Source organism: Shewanella oneidensis MR-1, from assembly GCF_000146165.2.
Taxonomy (GTDB): domain Bacteria; phylum Pseudomonadota; class Gammaproteobacteria; order Enterobacterales; family Shewanellaceae; genus Shewanella; species Shewanella oneidensis.
This window is the reverse complement of sequence record NC_004347.2, coordinates 3126305-3146361: the sequence shown is the minus strand read 5'-3', so window position 1 is coordinate 3146361 and position 20057 is coordinate 3126305. Positions and strand designations below refer to the sequence as shown.

Here is a 20057-nt window from a genome sequence, read left to right as displayed (position 1 = left end):
GGTTGGTTAAAAGCACTGAGTTAAAAACGGTAGTCCAAATTCACACTCACGCTTCGTGGCGTACCATATTGAAACTGACTATATTGTCCCACTTGGCTGTAGTAGGTTTTATCCAAGGCGTTGTGGACATTGGCGCTCAGTTTTAGCTGCTCGGTAAAGGCATAACTTGTCATTAGGCTGGCTAACGCGTAGGAGTCTTGCTCAACTTCGACTCTACCTAAGGGCGAGTTAACGGTTTGATAGACTCGGCTTTGCCAATTTACCCCAGCGCCAAGCTGCAACTTATTCCAATCGCCGCTAAAGGTGTAAGTGGTAAAGAGTTTTAGCTGCTGGCGGGGAGAGGTTGTGTTGATGCGATTACCCTTAGGATCATCGGTGCTGAATTGGGTGTAGCCGAAGTAGATATTCCAGTCATCGGTGATTTTGCCTGTGGATTCAAACTCAAAACCTTGGGTTTGGGTGCCGTTAACCTCTCGATACACTGGGATAGTGGTGCCTGGCAACACATCGCCAGTGCGTTCGCCAACATTGTCTTGGCGAATTTCAAATACCGACAATGACATATCTAAGCTTTCATCCATCAAGCTTGCCTTAATGCCCGCCTCGTAGTTTTTGCCTTTGACGGGATCGATGTAACTGGCATCGATGCGCTGCAAGGTTTGCGGCGCAAAAATATCGGTATAGCTGGCGTAAAGGGAGTATTGCTCGGTCAGCGCGTAGGTCAGGCCAAGATAGGTGGTAAGTTCATTGTCGACGTTGAAATCATACAAACTGCCAAAGTTATTTTGGTCGGTTTGCCACTGATTAAGGCGTAGCCCCGCGAGCAATGCCAAGGCATCGGTCAGATTAAGTTGCGTTGCCACATAGGCGGCGCTTTGCTCGGTTTCACCGAAGGAGCCCGTGGTGTGAGTCTCCTTCCACTGCGGTTTTGGATACTGGAAGTTGGGATCGCGAAAATCCCCCAAGGGCGGTACGGCGGCCGTGGGATAATAGTACGGGTTGGCAAACTCTTGGCGCTGACCCGTCCAGCCAAAAGTGAGCTGATGTTCTTGGCCAAATAGGGCAAACATTCCCTGCGCCCGTAGGTCGAGGTTATGTTGGGTTCGGCTACCGTCAATATAGGCGATGGAACCTGCGGTTGCGCCAAGATTGGTCACAGGATCTGGATAACCCGTAGCCCACAGCACATTATATTCCAGTGAGTTATCGCCATAACTGTAGGTGCCTTTTAGCTCCCAACCATTATCAAAACGATGCTCAAGGCTGGCGAAGCTATTGAGCCCTTGGGTATGCGCCGAGGCCCAATCGGGGGCGGTAGAAGTGGCGCGATCGTAATTTGTACGGCTGCCGTCACTGTGGAACAGCGGCAAACCGCCCGACATAGTGGCTTCGGGCGTGGTGTCTTGATAATCCGCCCCTAAGGTCAGCAGTGTGCTGTCGCTAATATCGGTTTCGACAATTCCATACAGAGTGGTGCGTTGCTGCTGGTATCTGTCTTGGAAGGATTCTTTATCCTGGTAGGCCGCAACCACGCGGCCGCGAATGTTACCACTGTCAGTTAAGCCGCTTGATAAGTCGACCATGCCGCGCAGATTGTTCCATGAGCCGACACTCACTGAGGTGCTGCCCATAAATTCTTGCGTTGGGCGTTTACGCACAAGGTTAATCGCAGCCGAAGGGTTACCTGCGCCAGTCATTAATCCTGTGGCGCCACGGACAATTTCCACCCGCTCGTAGATGGCGGTATCAATAAGGTTATCGCCGTAGTTAAAACGGGTGTCATAGGTGGTGGGCACGCCATCGTAAAGAATACTAGTGACCGCAATCCCCCGCGAGCTGATGCTGTATCTGTCGTTGTCCATTGGCCGGGCATTGATGCCGGCAACGCTGGTCATGGCTTCAATCACACTGTTTAACTGCTGATCTTGCATCATTTGGCGAGTGACCGAGGTGACGGATTGCGGCGTCTCTAAATAAGACAAATCTAGGCCCGTAGCCGTGTTCATCGCTGGGGTTTTGTAGCGCTTATCGTGGAGATCCTTAGCACCAACGACATTAATGATTTCAATGTCTTTGGTGGATTTTTTCTGGTTATCGCTAGTATCTGCATAAGCATAGGGCATGCTGAGTATGGCTGAGCAGAGGATAAACTCAGGGCGTGTGATGGCAAGTGGGTAGTGAGCAGCGAGTCGGTTGAGGGGAAAGGTTTTCATAATAATGATCTTAAATTCCATTTTGGCTGTTTGATTGACTAGGTTGTTTTTGGGCACAGATGAGTGCCCAAAGTGGGCGCAGGCCCACTTAAGGTTAAAAATGCTTTAGGGTTTTAGCTTCATATTTGCTGAGCCAAAGGCATGGCTTTGCCTAAAGGCGGCTAGCGGATTATCAAGTCCGCCCGCAAACCGCAGATTTTTTTCTCGGTCGGCAAGGTCAATCATCTGCTGGTTGTTATTGAGCTGAATGCGATTCAGGCAAGTGCGCACGAAGCTGTCTTTAAAGAGATCGTATTGTGCAAATTTGTCCGCCAAGTGCGGATGCTGCGTTTGATAGTCGCGCACATTGTCTGCCACCAACTCCCAAAATTGCGTTTCGCTCACCTCGGTTTGCTTATCTAAAATGGGGGCTAAATAACGGAAAATACAGTCGAAAATATCGAGAAGGATATAGTTGAGCTTCATCTCCTCCTCAAGTTCGACCGCAAGACGTTGCACCTCTTTGGGTAGTGGCTCGCTACCGTTCAATACCGCGACTTCTTCGCCGATATCCTTCATCAATATTTTGACTGGGATATTGGCATCAAGCACTAAAATCAGGTTCTCGCCATGGGGCATAAACACCAGATCATAGGCGAAAAAGGCGTGCAGTAGCGGCGATAAGTAGAGCTTGAGATAACGCGTAACCCACTCCTTGGCGTTTAAGCCTGAGTGCTCAATTAGCTCAGCAATAAGTGCCTGTTCTTGATGATCTATGTGTAATAGCGCGGCCATAGTCATAAGGGTTTGCTGCGGCTCAATATGCGGCAGTGGGCTTTCGCGCCACAGCGCTGACAGCATTTTTTTATAGGCGCTATCTTGGGTGAGAGCCTCTTCGTAATACCTGTGGTGATAACCAATCGCGGCGATTTCTTTGAGGATCACAAAACCTTGCTCGGCAAAGTAATCATCACTTTCGATAAGGTTGGCTACCCAAGCGTTGATCTGCGGAGTGCAGCTCATATACAGCGGGGAAAGCCCGCGCATAAAACCCATGTTTAAGATAGAAAGCGCGGTTTTTACGTAGCACTTTTGCGGCGCGCTTAAATTAAAGAAGGTGCGGATCGATTGCTGAACTTGGTAGCAATCTTGGCTCTCGCCAAGGTAAATAATGTCGCCACGGGCGATTTCGCCAGCAAAAGTGCGGGCAATTTTTTCGCGCCACTGCCACGGATGAACGGGCATAAAATAAAAGGCATCGCTTGTTTGCCCCTGTGCGATTAGTTGTTGCTGAAACTCGGTGAACTGTTCACCAAGCTCTTGTTTTAGCAAGGTATCATGGTCTACCCCTTCGAGGGCAGAGAAGGTAGTTTTGTCCTTACGCACTGCAATCCACACGAGTTTTAGCGCAGTGGCACTCTCGGGGGCAAATTGATAATAGTCCTGCATATCAAAACCAATGCGGCCATTGTTGGCAATAAACACCGGATGCCCTTCAGTCATGCCAGCCTCTATCGTTTGATAATCCGCATTCGCAAGTTTGGCGGCAGGAATAGCCTGATGGGCCAACTTGTAGGACTTGCTGTAGAGAGTGCTGGTGATTTCCTCAAGATAAGTGGGCAAGAGGGTTTCACTTATGCCAAGCACATTTTTTAAGCTGATTATCAGCCTCATGGCATCGAGGGGTCTTTCAGTGCCCGCACTGGTGACTCGGATAGAATCTGTCGCGATATCAAGGTGGTCGAGCTGATAATGGCACGCGCTAAAGTAATACGTGCAGTCATTTAACCTGAGCTCATAGTGATTTACCTTTGCGCCTTGGGCGTAAATCTGTGGTGTGATGAGCTTCTCATGGGTAAACTCACAGAGGATTTTTTTCACCAAATGGCGATTGGCAGCCTGCCAATGCTGGGGCGTTAAATGAGCGGGCACATGGGCGTAAGAGGGTAAGGCCTCGATATTCGGCAACTCGGTTTGGGCGAATCGTTTGAGTAATAAGGCGTTAGTGGCTAAGTTCATCGGCTCACCTACAAAGTGATTAGGTTAAAAGTGACTGGGTAACAGGGCGATTTTTACTCGGCAATTGGGGGCCGCTTGAGTTGCCGTCTGGCGGTTTTGGGCACTGCAAAAACCTAAAAACGCAGCTTTGGTACTGAGTTGGATGGCTTTTTGATAACGGATCCCAATCTGGCAATTTAAGCGGTGAATTTTGTGATTTTGCTGATCCGGTTCGACCACCAGTCGCGTAAACGCGAGGGTTTCAAGGATAAGTTGGGCTATAGCCGCCATCACTTTGCGGGATAAGCCATGAACGGGTTTGCCTTCAATCGGCGCAAGGATTAAATGCATACCGCAATCGAGCGGCTTAACCTGATAATGCTGGCCAATTTCGTCATGGGCTGGATCGTAGAGTTCCACCATAAACAATGGTTTTGCCTGCCATTCCCCAATCAGCGCCAGTTTGTGTTCAGAGGGCGCCATAGCGGCTGTGATGGTTGCTTGCGTCATCCCCTGCATGCCCCAAAACTTGGCATAGTTTTGGTTTAACCATGACTGCAGCATAGGAATGTCTTGCTCAAGGTTTAGGGGTTTAAATACAAACTCATTGATTACAATGTGTTTTGAGAGTGAATCTGCACAACGTCTGCTCCATTGGCTAGCCATTATTGAGCCTCCTTATTTGGGGCCATTAAGGCCGATACATTGCCGCCAGTGGGAGCTATCCGTAGTGCTGTTTGTGGCTCAATACTGGGTTGTTGCACGGACTTTGCTGATGGATTTAACCCCTGACGAGTCTTAGAAGGCGTAACCGCTGAGTGAGTGTTGCTCTCAAGCGGTTGCCTTTTCGCGTCGGCGATATTGCAGGGGGCGAAGGTTTGGAAGGCGATTCGTGTTTCAATCGGATAGGGCGCGTAACCCAAAACCGCTTGCAGAATCGTCGCGTTGCGATAGCAGCCCATTCCTAGATCTGGCGAGCTAATGCCGTGGGTATGCAGCCCTGCATTTTGAATAAAAATATCGCCTCTGACATCGATACCATAGTCACGCTGAATGGCGAGTTGGCCATGATCGTCGAATTCGATTTGTGACTTAATTCCTTGAATAAAATCGGGTAAATGGTACTGATAACCAGTGCCTAGGACCACTGCACTCGTGAGTTGATCTAGGGCATAGTCCTGCTCAAGGTGCTTAAATTGCAGCTTGAGTTTGTCGCCCGAGGTGTCGATTGCGGTCAGAGCGACATTGGTCAGTAGTTGGCATTGGATGTTACTGATTAGGCGCTTTTGGTACAGAAGATCATAAATATCGTTGATTAATTCGGCATTGATCCCCTTGTAGAGGGACTTTTGCTCCGTGATTAAGCGATGGCGTTTTTCCGACGACAATTCGTGGAAATAATCCACATAATCTGGCGAGGTCATCTCTAGGGTCAGTTTAGTGTATTCCAGTGGATAAAAGCGCGGCGAACGGGTCATCCAATTTAGTTGATAACCATAAATATCAATATCCTGTAGAAGGTCGTAAAAGATTTCCGCTGCACTTTGACCACTGCCGATCACTGTGATGGCACTTTGGCTCTGCAGGTAAGTTTTTTGCTGCATATAGCTGGCGCTATGCATGACCCGAGGGTCTTGAATGGGGCAATTATCGGGTAGATAGGGCGTTGTGCCTGTTCCTAATACCAATTTGCGGCATAGATAGGTCAGGGGTTTACCACTGCGTCTATCAATAGCGGTGACAGCGTAAATCCCTTCGCCGGCGTTGTAATTCACCTGAGTGACTTTAACACCAAAGTTAAGATTGCTGAGCTGCTTACTAACCCATTGACAATATTGGTTATATTCATGCCTTGGGAGAAAAAAGTTTTCACGGATATAAAAGGAATAGAGTCTGCTTGTTTGTTTGGCAAAGTTAAGATAACTAAAACGACTTGTCGGATCGGCCATAGTGACCAAATCGGACATAAAAGGTGTTTGTAATCGAGAGGAGTTGATCAGCATACCAGGGTGCCAATCAAACTCGGTTTTTGCATCTAAAAACAAACAGCTTAAGTCATTAATAGGTTCACACAGTGCCGCCAGTCCTAGATTGAATGGACCTATGCCAATGCCGAGTAGATCGTAAATCGTACGATCGATTTCCTTTTTTGGGGTAGTCACTTACGCCTCCTTAAATTCCTGCTAAAACGGTTGCTGCCACCATCGACTGATGGATGAGTAGAAGAGTTGATCGCTCTGCAGCTGCCGTGTAAGTCATTCCATTGTGTTGCTAAATAGAAATTTTTCCGTCTGATTTGCTGTTACAGGTTCACTACAACGACGAATAAATTAGCATCTTAAAAATTATAAATGCAAATCGTTCTCATCTGCAGGTTGTCGGATGAGTCGTACTTTTGACTGGTAAATAAGGAGCTGAAATACGGTTTGTCGGTGAGTTGATAAATTGGGAATAAGGAAGGTTTAATAGGTGTTTAAAAGTATTTATATAAATATTATCTATTTAAAACATGTTGTTAAGTTATTATGCGGTTGGTGATTTTTTGCCTTAATCGCTTTTGCTGGCTTTGATGTGAGCAACGAAAGTGTGAATAACTGCCGAGTGTAAATCGACTGTAAATCCGAATTAGTTAGTCAAAGAACACTGCGAGTCAGCGATAAAAGAGTGGCTTAGCAAACGCAAAAGCCATATTAAAAATGGCTTTTTGTGGAGTCAAAAGAAGGGAAGATTGTTTGAGTTTAAGGTAATTGTACAAAAGCCGCGGTTAGTTTACGCACTAGGGGCAATACCATCAGCAGAGTCGGGAATGCCACCACCCAAGAGATAAACCATGCGCTCAACCAGAGCTCAACAAATTGTGCTGATGTACCGACACCGTTAAAAGTACTGATCCCAGAAACGATACAACTCATTAAAATAGAAAGAAAAAATGGCATCACAATTGTGGCGTATTTTGCGGGTAACTTTGGCGTACCAAAAATTGTGCGGCTGTTATTATTGGATGCAGAGTGTGAGCTGGACATGGAAACCTCAACAGGGTGTGACTTAGGCGAAAGAGCTTGCTGATTAGTACTTAAGATTTACATGTATTTATGTAAACCCAAAGCGCAATCCGTTCGCCATTTTAGGGGCAAAGCACGGCAAAAGCTATGCAGATACCGGTCGTTTTGCGTTGGGCAATTAAGGAGTTCGAATGGTGTTATAACCTAGGTTTGCCAATTGGTTGCCCATAACTCCCCGGTAACGTTCACCCAATGACCGCGAGAAATCGGTGAAGTACCGAGCTCATTATCAAAGGGCAAGGTAAAACTTGAGCGCAGTAAGTAAACCGTATCATCGGGTGTTTGGGTGATTTCGACAATTTGTCCTGATGCTTCAAAGTGACAATTATGTTTGGGAAATTGCAGACTTTGGCGATGTTCAATAATATCAGTTTGCAAATTCGCCTTGGCTAAACGACCAAATAGTTCAACCGTTACCCATTGATTAATGGGGAAACGTTGCTTAGCTTGTTGATCATTGCCCTGATAGTAAAACCAAACTGGGGCGCCATTGTCACATTGTGCGGCGACTTCACCTTGAAAACCGCAGCCCCAAGGGCTGACGTCGAGAATATAGATTCGATACTGCATAAAAAGTCCATTTTCCATAACAAAACGTAATATTTGCAGTGTTAGAGTAACACTTTCGGCCTTAGATATGACACTTGCTCATGATTATAAGCTACCGCTTTGACAGTTTTACTAAGGTCAAGGTTTCAAACTGCAATGGTTTTATGCCGCATTGTGAGGCTAAGCAGAAAGGTGAGTTGCCTTCATTGTTAATGTTGTGCTCGAGTTTGCCAGAGTGAACAACATTCAATCTTCAAACGTCAATGCGTACTTCTTTGTGGCACAAGAACATGGGTAAATTTTGTAAATCGACTGTTCACACTGGGCGGCAAAACATCAAAATCCGATATTTGGTAAATGACAATAGTTGTCATTTGAGAGCGCATAAAAGCCATATAGTGAAAATCCCTGAGCAGAATGAAGTAGAGATGCGACTCGCAATCCTAACAGTAACATACTGATTTAACATTATCTGTGCACAACATGCGCCGTTATTAAGAACTCGATATTTGTCTAATAGGAAGCCATATCCAGTGCAGCACTTTTTATCCTTATTTGTTTTATTTTTGGCAAGTATGACATCGACTTCAATCACGGCAGTGGAATATCAAAGCAAGCGATTGGAGTCTAGGCTGCTTAAGGAGACTCGGGAGTATGTGATTGCGCTTCCTGAGGGATATGCACAATCGCTTGAGGCGTATCCTGTTGTGTATCTCCTTGATGGTGAAGATCAATTTGACCATATGGCTAGCTTGCTACAGTTTTTAAGCCAAGGCACCATGCCACAAATTCCCAAGGTGATTATCGTTGGGATCCATAATACCAATCGGATGCGGGATTACACGCCGACCCATACTCTGGTGCTACCGAGCGGCAACAAAGGCAATCCTCAATATCAGCATACGGGTGGCGCGGGGCGTTTTTTAGACTTTATTGAGAAGGAATTAGCGCCTAGTATTGAGAGTCAGCTGCGCACGAATGGGATCAATGTGTTAGTTGGTCACTCCTTTGGTGGTTTAGTGGCGATGGAAGCCCTACGTACCGACAGGCCGCTTTTTTCAGCCTATCTCGCCCTCGATACTAGCCTGTGGTTCGATAGTCCCCATTATTTGACGTTATTGGAAGAGCGGGTTGTAAAAGGGGATTTTAAGCAGAAGCAACTCTTTATGGCGATAGCGAATAATCCCTTGTCACCGGGATTTGGCGTGTCTTCTTACCATAAGGATTTAAATTTGGCATTCGCCGATAAGCTAACAAAGCTTGCCCCAAAAGGACTGGGTTTTATGGCCAAGTATTATCCCGAGGAGACGCATCAGAGCGTGAGTCACATTGGCTTGTACGATGGGATCCGTCATCTGTTCAAAGACTTTGCCATTGATATTTATTCTGACAGCTTCAGTAAACAGCAAGTTATCGACCAATATGGAGTATTGTCAGAACGTTTTGGGCATAAAGTCACCCCGTCTCAGCAATATCTCGAGCAACTGATCCAATATAGCGATAGACAACAGCTAACCGAGCGCAAGCAAATGCTTGAGGGGTTACGCCAACACTTTGCCAAGGATTAAGCTGTTTTATAAACATGAGCACTGGCGCTTAAGAGGCCAGTGCTCATGGGGTAAACAAGTTGTTGTTATCGACTAAGTTGTTGTTATCGATTAGGTTGCCGCTTTCATTGTGCGGGTAAATTCGCCTAATGCTGCGAGCAGTTTCACTTCATCCTGTTGATGAGTTTCGATAATTTTCACCACCGCAGAGCCAGAGATTGCGCCTGCAGCGCCCGCTTTGATGGCGGCGCTCACCTGGGCAGGCTCTGCAATCCCAAAGCCTAACAGCGGCGGCGGGGCATTAAACTCTTGTAATTTGGCTAATATCTCTTCGACAGGCGTACCTGCTTTAGTGTCGGCACCCGTTACGCCAGCGCGCGACAGCAAATAAGTATAACCTTCACCACTTTGGCTGACCTTCGCAAGGGTGTCGCTGTCGGCATTGGGCGGCGCAATAAAAATTGGCGCAATGCCATGGGCTTTGGCAGCTTGAATAAAAGGCGCGGCTTCTTCAACTGGCACATCGGCAATTAACACTGAATCCACGCCCGCTTGCTGCGCTTTAGCATAAAAAGCATCGATCCCATTGGCGAATACGAGGTTCGCATACAGTAATAAACCTATGGGAAGTTCAGGGTATTTAGCGCGGATCTTGGCCAGCAATTCAAAGCAGGCTGTTGGCGTTGTGCCAGCGGCTAAGGCTCTGAGGTTTGCGCCTTGGATCACGGGGCCATCGGCGAGCGGATCAGAGAAAGGAAAGCCTAACTCCAGCGCATCGGCACCGTTTTGCACTAGGGTGTCGATAATCTTAAGTGACAGCTCAGGGCTTGGATCGCCTAAGGTGACAAAGGGCACAAAGGCGCCACGGCCTTCGGCTTTTAAACGGCTAAACGCTGCTTGATAACGGCTGGCTTGATGAGGGATAGTTTGGTTTGAAATGCTGTTCATCTTAGTTATTCCTCTTTACCATTTAAAATGTCTGACACAGTGAAAATATCCTTATCGCCTCGGCCTGAGAGGTTGACAACCAAAATGGTTTCTTTGGTGCACTCTTTCGCCAGACGCAGTGCATAGGCGAGGGCGTGGGCCGATTCGAGTGCCGGAATAATCCCTTCACAGCGAGCCAGTAATTGGAAGGCTTCGAGGGCTTCATCGTCGGTGGCCGATTCATAACGGGCGCGGCCGATGGCGTTCAAATGGGCATGCTGTGGGCCGACCGAGGGGAAGTCTAATCCTGCTGAAATCGAGTAAGATTCTTCGATTTGGCCCTCGCTGTCCTGCATGAGTGGGGCTTTCATGCCAAAGAAAATCCCCGTTTTACCGTGCTTTAACGGCGCGCCATGCATATGGGTATCAATACCTTTACCCGCAGGCTCGACCCCAATCAGCTCGACATTGGTTTCATCTATAAAGTCGGCAAACATACCGATAGCATTGGAACCGCCGCCGACACAGGCGATGACTGCATCGGGCAGGCGACCTTCGCGCTCAAGTATTTGTTTTTTGGTTTCTTCACCAATAATACGTTGGAATTCACGCACTATGGTCGGAAACGGATGTGGCCCAGCAGCTGTGCCGAGCAGATAGTGGGCTTTTTCGTAACTGCCAGACCAGTCGCGCATCGCCTCGTTACAGGCATCTTTCAAGGTGGCAGAACCAGAGGTCACAGGGATAACCTCGGCGCCCATCAGCCGCATTCTAAATACGTTGGGTGATTGGCGGGCAACGTCTTTCGCGCCCATATACACTTTGCATTTTAATCCCAGCAGTGCACAGGCAAGTGCGGTGGCAACACCGTGTTGGCCTGCGCCGGTTTCGGCAATAATTTCCTTTTTACCCATACGTTTAGCCAGTAACGCTTGGCCTAGCACTTGGTTGGTTTTATGTGCGCCGCCGTGGAGTAAATCTTCCCGCTTGAGGTAGATTTTTACCATGGGATTGGGGCTTAAATTGCGGGTTAAGGTGAGCGCAGTAGGGCGGCCCGCGTAGTTTTTCAGTAAGTCGGTAAACTCGGCTTGGAAGGACTCATCGGTTTGCGCTTCAACAAAGGCACTTTCGAGTTGCTTGAGGGCTGGGACTAAAATCTGTGGTACATACATACCACCGTATTCGCCGAAATAAGGGTTAAGCTTTAACTGTGACATACCTTGTTCCTTATCCTATTCATTTATTTCGATTAGCGTTGGTTATTAACAGCTATCGATGTATCAATCTTTTCTGCTTAATGGGTGCCAAACATCGCTTAAATGCGCTTTTAGTCGGATCAGAGCCTTAATTGGGCAAAGGCTGTTTGGATCTGTTCTGCAGATTTAATGCCGGGGGCGGTTTCGAGGCCGGAATTAAAATCTAAACCGTAAAATCCTTGGGCATTCGCGTTGGCGGCATTAGCTGCATTAAGACCGCCCGCCAGTAAGGCTTTTGCTTTATGGGCAAGAGGTAAGTGCCAATTAAAGGGCTGCCCCGTGCCACCAAACCCTGCATTATTTTTACTATCAAACAGATAACGCTGTACTCCTTTTGGCATGGCACCGAGTTCGCCGCTGGTGGCGTCAACACTGACCGCTTTCCAAATGTGAGTCTTAAGTCCTGCTTGTTGTAACAATTGGCTCAGCTCAGTAATTTCTAACTCGGTTTCACTGCCGTGCAGTTGCACTGCGGCCAAATCACATGCTTTGGCAATACTTGCGATTAGCTTAGGCGTGTTGTTAACAAATACCCCAACAAATTCAATGGCGGGCAATTTGGCTGCGCGGTATTGCTCGACTAACTGTTTGGCGGCATCTTTTGTGAGTGCGCGTGGTGATTTTTCAGCAAAAATGAGTCCTGCATAAACGGCGCCCGCATTGGCCGCCGCTTCAATATCCTCAAGGCGAGTGAGGCCGCAGACTTTATTGTGACCGAAGATCAATTTACGACAGGCTAAATCAATATCTTCTTCGGCCATAATTGAGCTACCTACCAAGAAGCCATCGACCAGTGGGCTTAAGCGACGCACTTGATCGTTAGTGTAAATACCCGATTCGCTGATAACCACGCGATCACTGCCAATATGGGGCGCTAAGGCCTCAGTGGTGGCAAGATCGGTACTTAAATCTCGTAAGTTACGGTTATTAATGCCAATAATCGGTGCATTCAAGGCGATGGCGCGCTTAAGTTCTTCTTCATTGCTGATCTCTGTCAGTACATCGAGTTGATACTTGGCCGCTTCGCTGGCAAGTTGCTGGTATCGCTCATCATCGAGCACAGAGAGCATTAACAGAATCGCATCGGCGCCTTGATGGGCAGCCAATTTGACTTGGTACTCATCAACAAAAAAGTCTTTACACAGAATCGGTTGGCTCACTTTTGCTCGCACTTTAGGGATATAGTCCATATCACCTTGGAAAAATTGCTCATCGGTTAATACCGAGATCCCCGCGGCATATTTTGTATAAATCGATGCGATGGCTTCGACATCAAAGTCTTTACGGATTAACCCTTTGGAGGGGCTGGCTTTTTTGCATTCTAAAATATAACCCGCCTTCGGCGCTTTGAGGGCGGCAAATAGGCTTCGGTCAGAGACTTTGGGGACTAAGCTTGCCTCAGGAAAACGCAGTTTAAGGGCTGCAATATGGGCGGCTTTAGTGTCGACAATACGGGTTAAGACATTCGCCTGGGTGGTACTGGTTTGCATCGTGCCCCTCACATCTTGAGATGCTTGGTTATCTTGTTGTTTGTCTTGTGATTTACCTAAGGCGGTGGCTGATTGAGTTTGTGTCATCGCGCTTATTCCTGTGATTGGCTACTGACTGTAGCGAGCTTATGCAGTAATTCATAGGCTTTACCGGTTTTTATGGTGCTGAGCGCAAGGGCGGTCCCCATTTTTACGGACTCCGACAAGCCACATAGATATAAGGCACAACCCGCATTGATGGCAACCGCGTGGGTGTGGGCATCGCAGCCGTGTCCTTGTAAAATCTGTTGGGTGATCAGGGCGTTGTGGGCAGGCTCTCCGCCTTCAAGCTCACTAATGTGGGCTTGAGGGACACCAAAATCGGCAGGCGTTAATTGATATTCAATAATCTCACCGTCTTTAAGTTCGGCGACCTGTGTGCTGCCATGGAGCGCCACTTCATCTAAACCGCTACCATGTACCACCATGGCTCTTTGAGTGCCAAGGGCTTGCAGTACGCGGGCGATAGGAGTGACAAGTTCTGCACTGTATACGCCAAGTAACATAAACTCTGGGCGTGCGGGGTTAATCAATGGTCCTAACACATTGAATAATGTGCGGGTTTTGAGTGTTTGTCTGACGGGAACTGCATGCTTTACACCGCCATGGTAGTGGGGTGCGAACAGAAAACAGAGATTGAGCGCCTCAAGGCAGTGGCTCGCAAGTTCAGGTGACATGGTTAAATCGATGCCAAATTGGGCGAGTAAATCTGACGAGCCCGACTTGCTCGATACCGAGCGATTACCGTGTTTCGCCACTTTTGCGCCAGCGGCTGCGGCGACGAAGGCGGCAGTGGTAGAAATATTAATGGTATTAAACCCATCGCCACCGGTACCGACAATATCGATAACCCCTTGGGAGCGGCTTGATTCGGGATAAGGGAAAGGTTTAGCGGCTGCACGCATGGCGTCGGCGGCACCGCTGATTTCTTCTATGGTTTCGCCACGAATTTTAAGCGCCATTAACATGCCCGCCATCACTGTCTCATTCATTTCTCCTTGGATCAGCACGCTAAAGAGGCTGGCGGTTTGCTCACGGGTCAATGCTTTACCTTGGAATAAAATATCGAGCAGGGGCTGGATTGATGTCTCACTCATTATTTGGCTCCTGCGTGGCGACTTGTCATTGCTTGGGTCAAATAGACTAAAGTTTGGGTTAACAATGTGCTGCCTAAGGTGGTGAGGATGGATTCGGGATGAAACTGAAAACCTACCGCCCTGTGTTTGGCATGCAAAATTGCCATAGGCATATCATCGGTGGTGGCGATAACGTCAAGGCAATTTGGCACCTTTGTTGCCACCAAGCTGTGGTAACGGGCTACGGGCAGCGGTGACGGCAAGTTGGCAAACACGCCTGTGCCATTATGAAAGGTGGGGCTTGCTTTACCATGCACGACAAAAGGCGCGCGCTCCACTTTGCCACCGTAATATTCCACCATGGCTTGATGACCTAGGCAGATCCCCAGCATCGGCACTTTACCAGCGACTTTATCAATAAGCTCCATCATTGAGCCCGCCTCGTGGGGTGCACCTGGACCTGGTGATAACACTAAGGCCGTTGGCGCGGTTTCCGCTAACAGCTTGTCGGCAATGTAGTCGGCGGCGACATCGTTACGGTAAATCACCACTTCACAGCCAAGGCTTCTAAATTGATCGACTAAGTTGTAGGTGAAGGAGTCAAAGTTATCGAGTAAATAGAGTTTCATGTTTGGCTCCTTATCCTTGCTGCGCTGCTGTTGAGACTTTTGTGGAAGTGTGCTCGTTGCAGTTATTTATGCCTGCTAAACCTGCGCCCATTTTGATGGCCGAAATCACCGCTTGCGCCTTTTGGCGGGTTTCATCGGCTTCACTTTGTGGATCGGAGTCAAACACCACTCCTGCACCGGCTTGGATATGGGCTACACCGTCTTTAACAAAAGCGGAGCGGATCACAATGCAGGTATCCATATCGCCAAGGGCATTGAGGTAGCCCACGGCGCCGCCATAGCTGCCTCGGCGGGTCTTTTCTGCCTGACGCACTAATTGCGAAGCACGAACTTTGGGCGCGCCAACTAAAGTGCCCATGTTCATACAGGCTTGGTAGGCGTGGAGCGCATCTAAGTCTTGGCGTAATTGGCCGGTGACGCGGCTCACAAGGTGCATGACGTGGGAGTAGCGGTCGACTTTAAGTAACTCAGCCACTTTACGACTGCCGCTTTGGCTGATTCGGGCGATATCGTTGCGAGCCAAATCGACCAGCATTAAATGTTCAGATAACTCTTTTTTATCTAAACGCAGTTCGAGTTCGATGCGGCTATCGAGGTCGAAATCAATCTCGCCACTGGCGGTTTTGCCGCGTTTACGGGTACCTGCGATTGGATAGACTTCGACCTGATTGTTGCTGGAATCAAATTTCAGCGCGCTTTCTGGCGAGGCGCCAAACAGGGTGAAATCATTTCCCCTGAAATAAAACATATAGGGGCTAGGATTGGTTAGACGCAGCGCGCGGTAAGCACCTAAGGTATTCGGGCAGGGCAGGCTAAAACTGCGAGAAGGCACCACTTGGAAGATATCGCCCGCAATAATGTGTTCTTTTAAATCGATAACAGTTTGTTTAAAGGCCTCATCACTGACATTCACTTGCTCTGTGGCTGTTATGCCAACGAGGGCAGGCGCAGGCGTTGCACTCTTGGCTAAGGCTTCACATTGGGCGCGGATGTTTTCAACTCGCTCGGCTAAGGCTTGGGTCACCTCTGAATGTTGTTCTGCGCTTTCACTGAAGTTGTGGGTGATAATCTCGGCTTGTTTTTGTTTGTGATCGATAAGAATTAAGGTTTCGGCGAGATAAAATAAATAATCAGGACAATCATTTGCACCATTCGGGGCTTCTGGCAGCGGCTCGACGGTATCAATCAAATCGTAGGAAAGCACGCCACCTAAAAATAAGTCTTCGAACGCTGGCTTGGATTGGCTGTCAGTATGAGCGCCGCAGTCGATATGTTTAACAAACAAGCGCAAACCATCGAGGGGCGAGGTGGATTTTAAGCGCGCATCTTCATCCTTAAGCTCAGTGTCTTTTTGCAGCGTCACCACTAAGTGTTGGCCATTGCGTTGGCATTGTGTATGGCATGAACGCGCCATAAAAAATTGCTCAATGGGCGTGAGCAAACTGGCACCATTGTCGGTCAGTGCGCTAAAGCGTAAACGATAACCGTCGCAGCGGATCATCAGTGCCGCATGGGTCATCACCATGCTTTTAAGATTTTCCTTACTGTTGATTTCCGCTGATTCTAACAACATGGTATGGGGCGCATCTTCAGTGATGTGCTGGTACAGACGCAGTGGATCGCTATGGTATACCAGGGTGGCTTTGAGCGTATGTGAACGTGCGAATGTCTGTTGAGACGAGGCTAAATTCGCTCTATCGGCTTGGGTAACCTGATTAAATGTCTTTAGGGTCATGCTGTTATCTCGCTTTTTATCCGTTTACCGCGTTGCAGACATTTTTCGCACCAACAAAAAAGCCCGCATTTCTGCGGGCTTTTCTGTTGATTCTGTTACTTTCAAATGAGCACAGAGCTTCACACTACCCGCTAAGTTGGGAAGTGCCACCACCAAATGATGTTGAAAGAAGCGTTAATCTGAGTCATTCAAAAGGGTCTCAATAATTCGTTAGTTGAGCTATAGAAAACATGAGCCTGAACCGAAAGTCAATTGAATATTTTTCAAAATGATGGATTAATGTCGCTAAATCACTGTACCGAATGCCATTCCTACTCGATAAAGTGTGAGATAAATGCACATTTCATCTTAAATTCACGTACAATAACGGCATGAATACTCAAAGCATATTGGCTGACTTGCACAGCCACACGACCGCGTCCGACGGTCATCTCACGCCGTCCGAGTTGGTCGCCAGAGCCCTTGAAAAGGGCGTGCAGTTATTTGCGATTACCGATCACGATACGGTGGCAGGCTTAAGTGAAGCCCGCGCCTTTAATCAAGCGCAGGCCGAACCGTTAAAACTCATTTCTGGGGTTGAGATCTCAACTCGTTGGAATAGTTACGATATTCATATTGTGGCGCTCAATTTTGATGAGACCCATGCCGAGTTATTACGCTTTTTAGCACATCAGCGTGAGTTGCGTGAGCAGCGCGCCGAAGAAATCGGCCATCGCTTGGCTAAGGCGGGGATTGAAGGCGCCTATGAGGGCGCTAAAAAACTTGCCGCAGGAGCCGCTTTAAGCCGTGGTCACTATGCGCGTTGGCTTGCCGATAATGGCCACGCGGTGGATATGCCAAGTGTGTTCAAACGTTATTTAGCTCGCGGTAAAACTGGCTATGTGCCCAATAATTGGGGCGATATGGCAAGCGCGATTAAGGTGATCCACAATGCGGGCGGGCTAGCGGTATTGGCCCATCCGAGCGGTTATAAGTTGTCGGCTAAATGGTTAAAGCGTTTAGTGCGGGAATTTAAAGAAGCAGGCGGGGACGCCATGGAAGTGGTGCTCGGCCAACAAACGGTGGATGATAGGGCCAATTTAGTGGCGCTGAGTGTCCAAAATCAGTTGCTTGCATCGATAGGAAGTGATTTTCACTTTCCAAGTAATTGGATTGAATTAGGTAAAAATCTCTACCAGCCTCAAGGTATTGATTGGGTCTGGCAGTCGGGATCTTGGGTGGAACGACCATGAGTCAGTTTTTTTATGTACACGAAGTAAATCCACAGGCGCGTTTGATTAGTCAAGCCGTGGCTGTGCTTAAGTCCGGCGGCGTCATTGTGTATCCAACCGATTCGGGTTATGCCCTCGGTTGCATGATCGGTGAGAAAGACGCGATGACGCGTATTACCCGCATTCGTCAAATCGAACACGATCATAATTTCTCCTTAATGTGCCGTGACTTATCTGAGCTTGCGACCTATGCCAAGGTGGATAATCAGGCCTATCGCATCTTAAAAAGTTGCACGCCAGGGCCGTACACTTTTATTTTTAAGGCGAGCAAAGAAGTTCCCCGCCGTCTGCAAAATGACAAGAAGAAAACCATTGGTATCCGCGTGCCAGACAACGTCATCGCCTTAGCTTTGCTCGAAGCCTTAGACGCGCCGTTGATGTCGACCAGTTTAGTGATGCCAGATGCAGAATTTGCTGAGTCTGATCCTGAACAGATCCGCGATTTGTTAGAGCATCAAGTGGATGTGATTATTCACGGCGGTTATTTAGGTGAAAAGCCAACCACAGTGATTGATATGTCGGAAGATGGTTTCGAAGTGCTGCGCGAAGGGGCAGGAGATGTCACTCCGTTTCTGTAAAGCCTGATTTGTCTCTAGGTGAGTGTTTGGTTGAGCACGTTAGCCCGATAAAAGCGTTATTGGCAGTTTTATCGCCGCTAAATTACGGGTATAATCGCGCGTTTGCTAAGGGGCGAGTCTACTTGGCATGATGAAGCCGATACCGCTTGCTAGCGGCTTTAGGGTGATTGTTTTACATGGGGATAACGGATGCAGGGCACGCAACAAAGTTTACCCTTAGCCGTTGTTCGTGGTCAGGCGATGACCGAAATGCCGCAGGATTTGTTTATTCCACCTGAGGCGCTAGAAGTGTTTTTAGAGTCCTTTGAAGGGCCGCTAGATTTACTTTTATACCTGATCCGTAAGCAAAAATTAGATGTCGTCGATTTACCCATTTCGCAGATCACCGCGCAATATTTAGAATATATCGCGATGCTAACCCAAGCGCGAATCGAACTGGCCTCGGATTATTTAGTCATGGCGGCAACACTTGCCGAGATTAAATCCCGTCTGCTGCTGCCGCGTATGGTGGCGGAAGATGAAGTGGAGGAAGATCCGCGTGCGCAGTTGATCCGTCAATTGAAAGCCTATGAGGTTATAAAAGAAGCATCACAAAAAATTGATGATTTACCAAGGCTTGAGCGCGATGTGTTTCAAGCAACCGCGGCCCCATCACCGAATATTAAACCCTTGGTGATCCCGCCAGATGTATCGTTATTCGAAATTGCCCGTGCCTTTGGTGATGTGCTTAAGCGTATCGATGCCTATGAAGATCATCATGTTAAGCGTGAACAGTTATCGACCCGTGAGCGCATGAGTCAAATTTTAGCCATGCTCAATAGCGAGGATTTTACCCCATTTGAGCGTTTATTCAGTGTCGAAGAAGGTCGCGCCGGGGTGGTGGTGACCTTTTTAGCGCTGATGGAACTGGTCAAAGAATTATTAGTGGAATTGTACCAAACAGAGCCGTTTTCAACTATCTACGTAAAGGCCTATTAATTGATGCAGATAAATTCAATTCAATTAAAACAGCTTATTGAAGCGAGTCTGTTTGTATTGGGGAAACCCTTGTCGGTGAAAATGTTGAAAGAAACCGTATTGGCGGATTTCAGTGTTTCCAGAGACAAAATCAAAGCCGCATTGGAAGAGCTACAACAGGACTATCAGGAACGGGGTGTTCAACTTGTGAAAGTGGCTGGGGGTTATCGCTTCCAGACCTTGGAAGTCCTGAGTCCATTTTTGCAGCCCCTGTGGCAGGAAAAAGCACCTAAGTATTCGCGGGCAACATTAGAGACGCTGGCGGTGATCGCCTATCGTCAACCTGTGACTCGTGGTGATATTGAACAGGTGCGTGGTGTGGCCATTAGTAGCCACATCATCAAAAGTTTGTCAGATAGACATTGGATTAAAGTCGTTGGCCATAAAGAAGTTCCGGGGCGACCCGCACTCTACGCCACGACCTTAGAATTTTTAGCCTATTTTGGCTTAGATACCCTAGCGGATTTACCCGCGCTTACGGATACTGAGTCATTGCAGGCGGTATTTTCGGGTTTGAAAGTAACGCCTGAACAGTCAGAAGAGCAAGATACTAATGAGTGATTTAAACACTATTGTTTCAGTATCATTCATTGTCTTACGTTTTTACGCTAATTCTCTTTGAAACTATTAAGAAAAATGGATTTTTCATTGAAAAGTTTTTCACTTTCCTTCGATTCTATTCTTGATATTT

17 protein-coding genes and 1 other annotated feature are annotated in these 20057 nt (G+C 47.8%); of the genes, 5 read left to right on the top strand and 12 right to left on the bottom strand.

All coding sequences use genetic code 11. The annotated features are described in order from the left end of the window. Nucleotides 1-20: 20 nt before the first annotated feature. The 6 genes from SO_RS14060 to SO_RS14035 form a co-directional block, all read right to left on the bottom strand. Nucleotides 21-2234 carry a TonB-dependent siderophore receptor gene (locus SO_RS14060; protein ID WP_164925735.1) on the bottom strand — a complete coding sequence of 738 codons (2214 nt, stop codon included), beginning with the start codon at nucleotides 2232-2234 and terminating at the stop codon, nucleotides 21-23. 84 nt (nucleotides 2235-2318) lie between these two features. Beyond that, nucleotides 2319-4211 (bottom strand): IucA/IucC family protein, encoded by a 1893-nt coding sequence (locus tag SO_RS14055; RefSeq protein WP_011072935.1) that lies wholly within the window; start codon nucleotides 4209-4211, stop codon nucleotides 2319-2321. Between the two features lie 24 nt (nucleotides 4212-4235). Next, on the bottom strand, nucleotides 4236-4856 hold the full coding sequence (locus SO_RS14050; protein WP_011072934.1) for a GNAT family N-acetyltransferase: 621 nt from the start codon (nucleotides 4854-4856) through the stop codon (nucleotides 4236-4238). After that, nucleotides 4856-6352: a putrescine N-hydroxylase gene (locus SO_RS14045; protein ID WP_011072933.1), complete on the bottom strand. Its 1497-nt coding sequence runs from the start codon at nucleotides 6350-6352 to the stop codon at nucleotides 4856-4858. The genes SO_RS14050 and SO_RS14045 overlap by 1 nt, the downstream gene beginning before the upstream one ends. 576 nt (nucleotides 6353-6928) lie before the next feature. Beyond that, the gene (locus SO_RS14040) at nucleotides 6929-7213 is read right to left on the bottom strand and encodes a DUF2798 domain-containing protein (RefSeq protein WP_011072932.1); all 285 of its coding nucleotides are present in this window, start codon (nucleotides 7211-7213) and stop codon (nucleotides 6929-6931) included. 183 nt (nucleotides 7214-7396) lie between these two features. Further along, entirely contained in the window at nucleotides 7397-7822 is a 426-nt protein-coding gene (locus SO_RS14035) for a hypothetical protein (RefSeq protein WP_011072931.1), read from the bottom strand. Between the two features lie 554 nt (nucleotides 7823-8376). Here SO_RS14035 and SO_RS14030 point away from each other — a divergent pair. Further along, entirely contained in the window at nucleotides 8377-9369 is a 993-nt protein-coding gene (locus SO_RS14030; RefSeq protein ID WP_238560488.1) for an alpha/beta hydrolase, read from the top strand. A gap of 90 nt (nucleotides 9370-9459) precedes the next feature. Here the strand turns inward: SO_RS14030 and trpA are convergent, their stop codons facing one another. The 6 genes from trpA to SO_RS14000 all read right to left on the bottom strand — a co-directional run bounded on the left by trpA (nucleotide 9460) and on the right by SO_RS14000 (nucleotide 16500). Continuing rightward, entirely contained in the window at nucleotides 9460-10296 is an 837-nt protein-coding gene (gene trpA, locus SO_RS14025) for a tryptophan synthase subunit alpha (RefSeq protein ID WP_011072929.1), read from the bottom strand. 5 nt (nucleotides 10297-10301) lie between these two features. Then, on the bottom strand, nucleotides 10302-11492 hold the full coding sequence (gene trpB / locus SO_RS14020; RefSeq protein WP_011072928.1) for a tryptophan synthase subunit beta: 1191 nt from the start codon (nucleotides 11490-11492) through the stop codon (nucleotides 10302-10304). A 119-nt stretch (nucleotides 11493-11611) separates the two neighbouring features. Next, on the bottom strand, nucleotides 11612-13021 hold the full coding sequence (gene trpCF / locus SO_RS14015; protein ID WP_238560600.1) for a bifunctional indole-3-glycerol-phosphate synthase TrpC/phosphoribosylanthranilate isomerase TrpF: 1410 nt from the start codon (nucleotides 13019-13021) through the stop codon (nucleotides 11612-11614). Between the two features lie 92 nt (nucleotides 13022-13113). Next, entirely contained in the window at nucleotides 13114-14157 is a 1044-nt protein-coding gene (gene trpD, locus SO_RS14010; RefSeq protein ID WP_011072926.1) for an anthranilate phosphoribosyltransferase, read from the bottom strand. Beyond that, on the bottom strand, nucleotides 14157-14765 hold the full coding sequence (locus SO_RS14005; RefSeq protein ID WP_011072925.1) for an aminodeoxychorismate/anthranilate synthase component II: 609 nt from the start codon (nucleotides 14763-14765) through the stop codon (nucleotides 14157-14159). Before SO_RS14005 ends, trpD begins: the two co-directional genes overlap by 1 nt. A 10-nt stretch (nucleotides 14766-14775) precedes the next feature. Beyond that, nucleotides 14776-16500: an anthranilate synthase component 1 gene (locus tag SO_RS14000; protein WP_011072924.1), complete on the bottom strand. Its 1725-nt coding sequence runs from the start codon at nucleotides 16498-16500 to the stop codon at nucleotides 14776-14778. Nucleotides 16501-16553: 53 nt separating this feature from the next. Continuing rightward, nucleotides 16554-16661: a sequence feature (Trp leader region), on the bottom strand. Between the two features lie 210 nt (nucleotides 16662-16871). On the opposite strand from SO_RS14000, the gene rnm reads away from it, so the two are divergent. The 4 genes from rnm (at nucleotide 16872) to scpB (ending at nucleotide 19927) form a co-directional block, all read left to right on the top strand. Continuing rightward, the gene (rnm, locus tag SO_RS13995; RefSeq protein WP_011072922.1) at nucleotides 16872-17732 is read left to right on the top strand and encodes an RNase RNM; all 861 of its coding nucleotides are present in this window, start codon (nucleotides 16872-16874) and stop codon (nucleotides 17730-17732) included. Next, the gene (locus SO_RS13990; RefSeq protein ID WP_011072921.1) at nucleotides 17729-18349 is read left to right on the top strand and encodes an L-threonylcarbamoyladenylate synthase; all 621 of its coding nucleotides are present in this window, start codon (nucleotides 17729-17731) and stop codon (nucleotides 18347-18349) included. Before rnm ends, SO_RS13990 begins: the two co-directional genes overlap by 4 nt. Nucleotides 18350-18538: 189 nt before the next feature. Continuing rightward, nucleotides 18539-19327 (top strand): segregation and condensation protein A, encoded by a 789-nt coding sequence (locus SO_RS13985; protein WP_011072920.1) that lies wholly within the window; start codon nucleotides 18539-18541, stop codon nucleotides 19325-19327. A 3-nt stretch (nucleotides 19328-19330) separates the two neighbouring features. Beyond that, nucleotides 19331-19927, top strand: a complete 597-nt coding sequence (scpB, locus tag SO_RS13980; RefSeq protein WP_011072919.1) for an SMC-Scp complex subunit ScpB — start codon at nucleotides 19331-19333, stop codon at nucleotides 19925-19927. Nucleotides 19928-20057 lie beyond the last annotated feature (130 nt).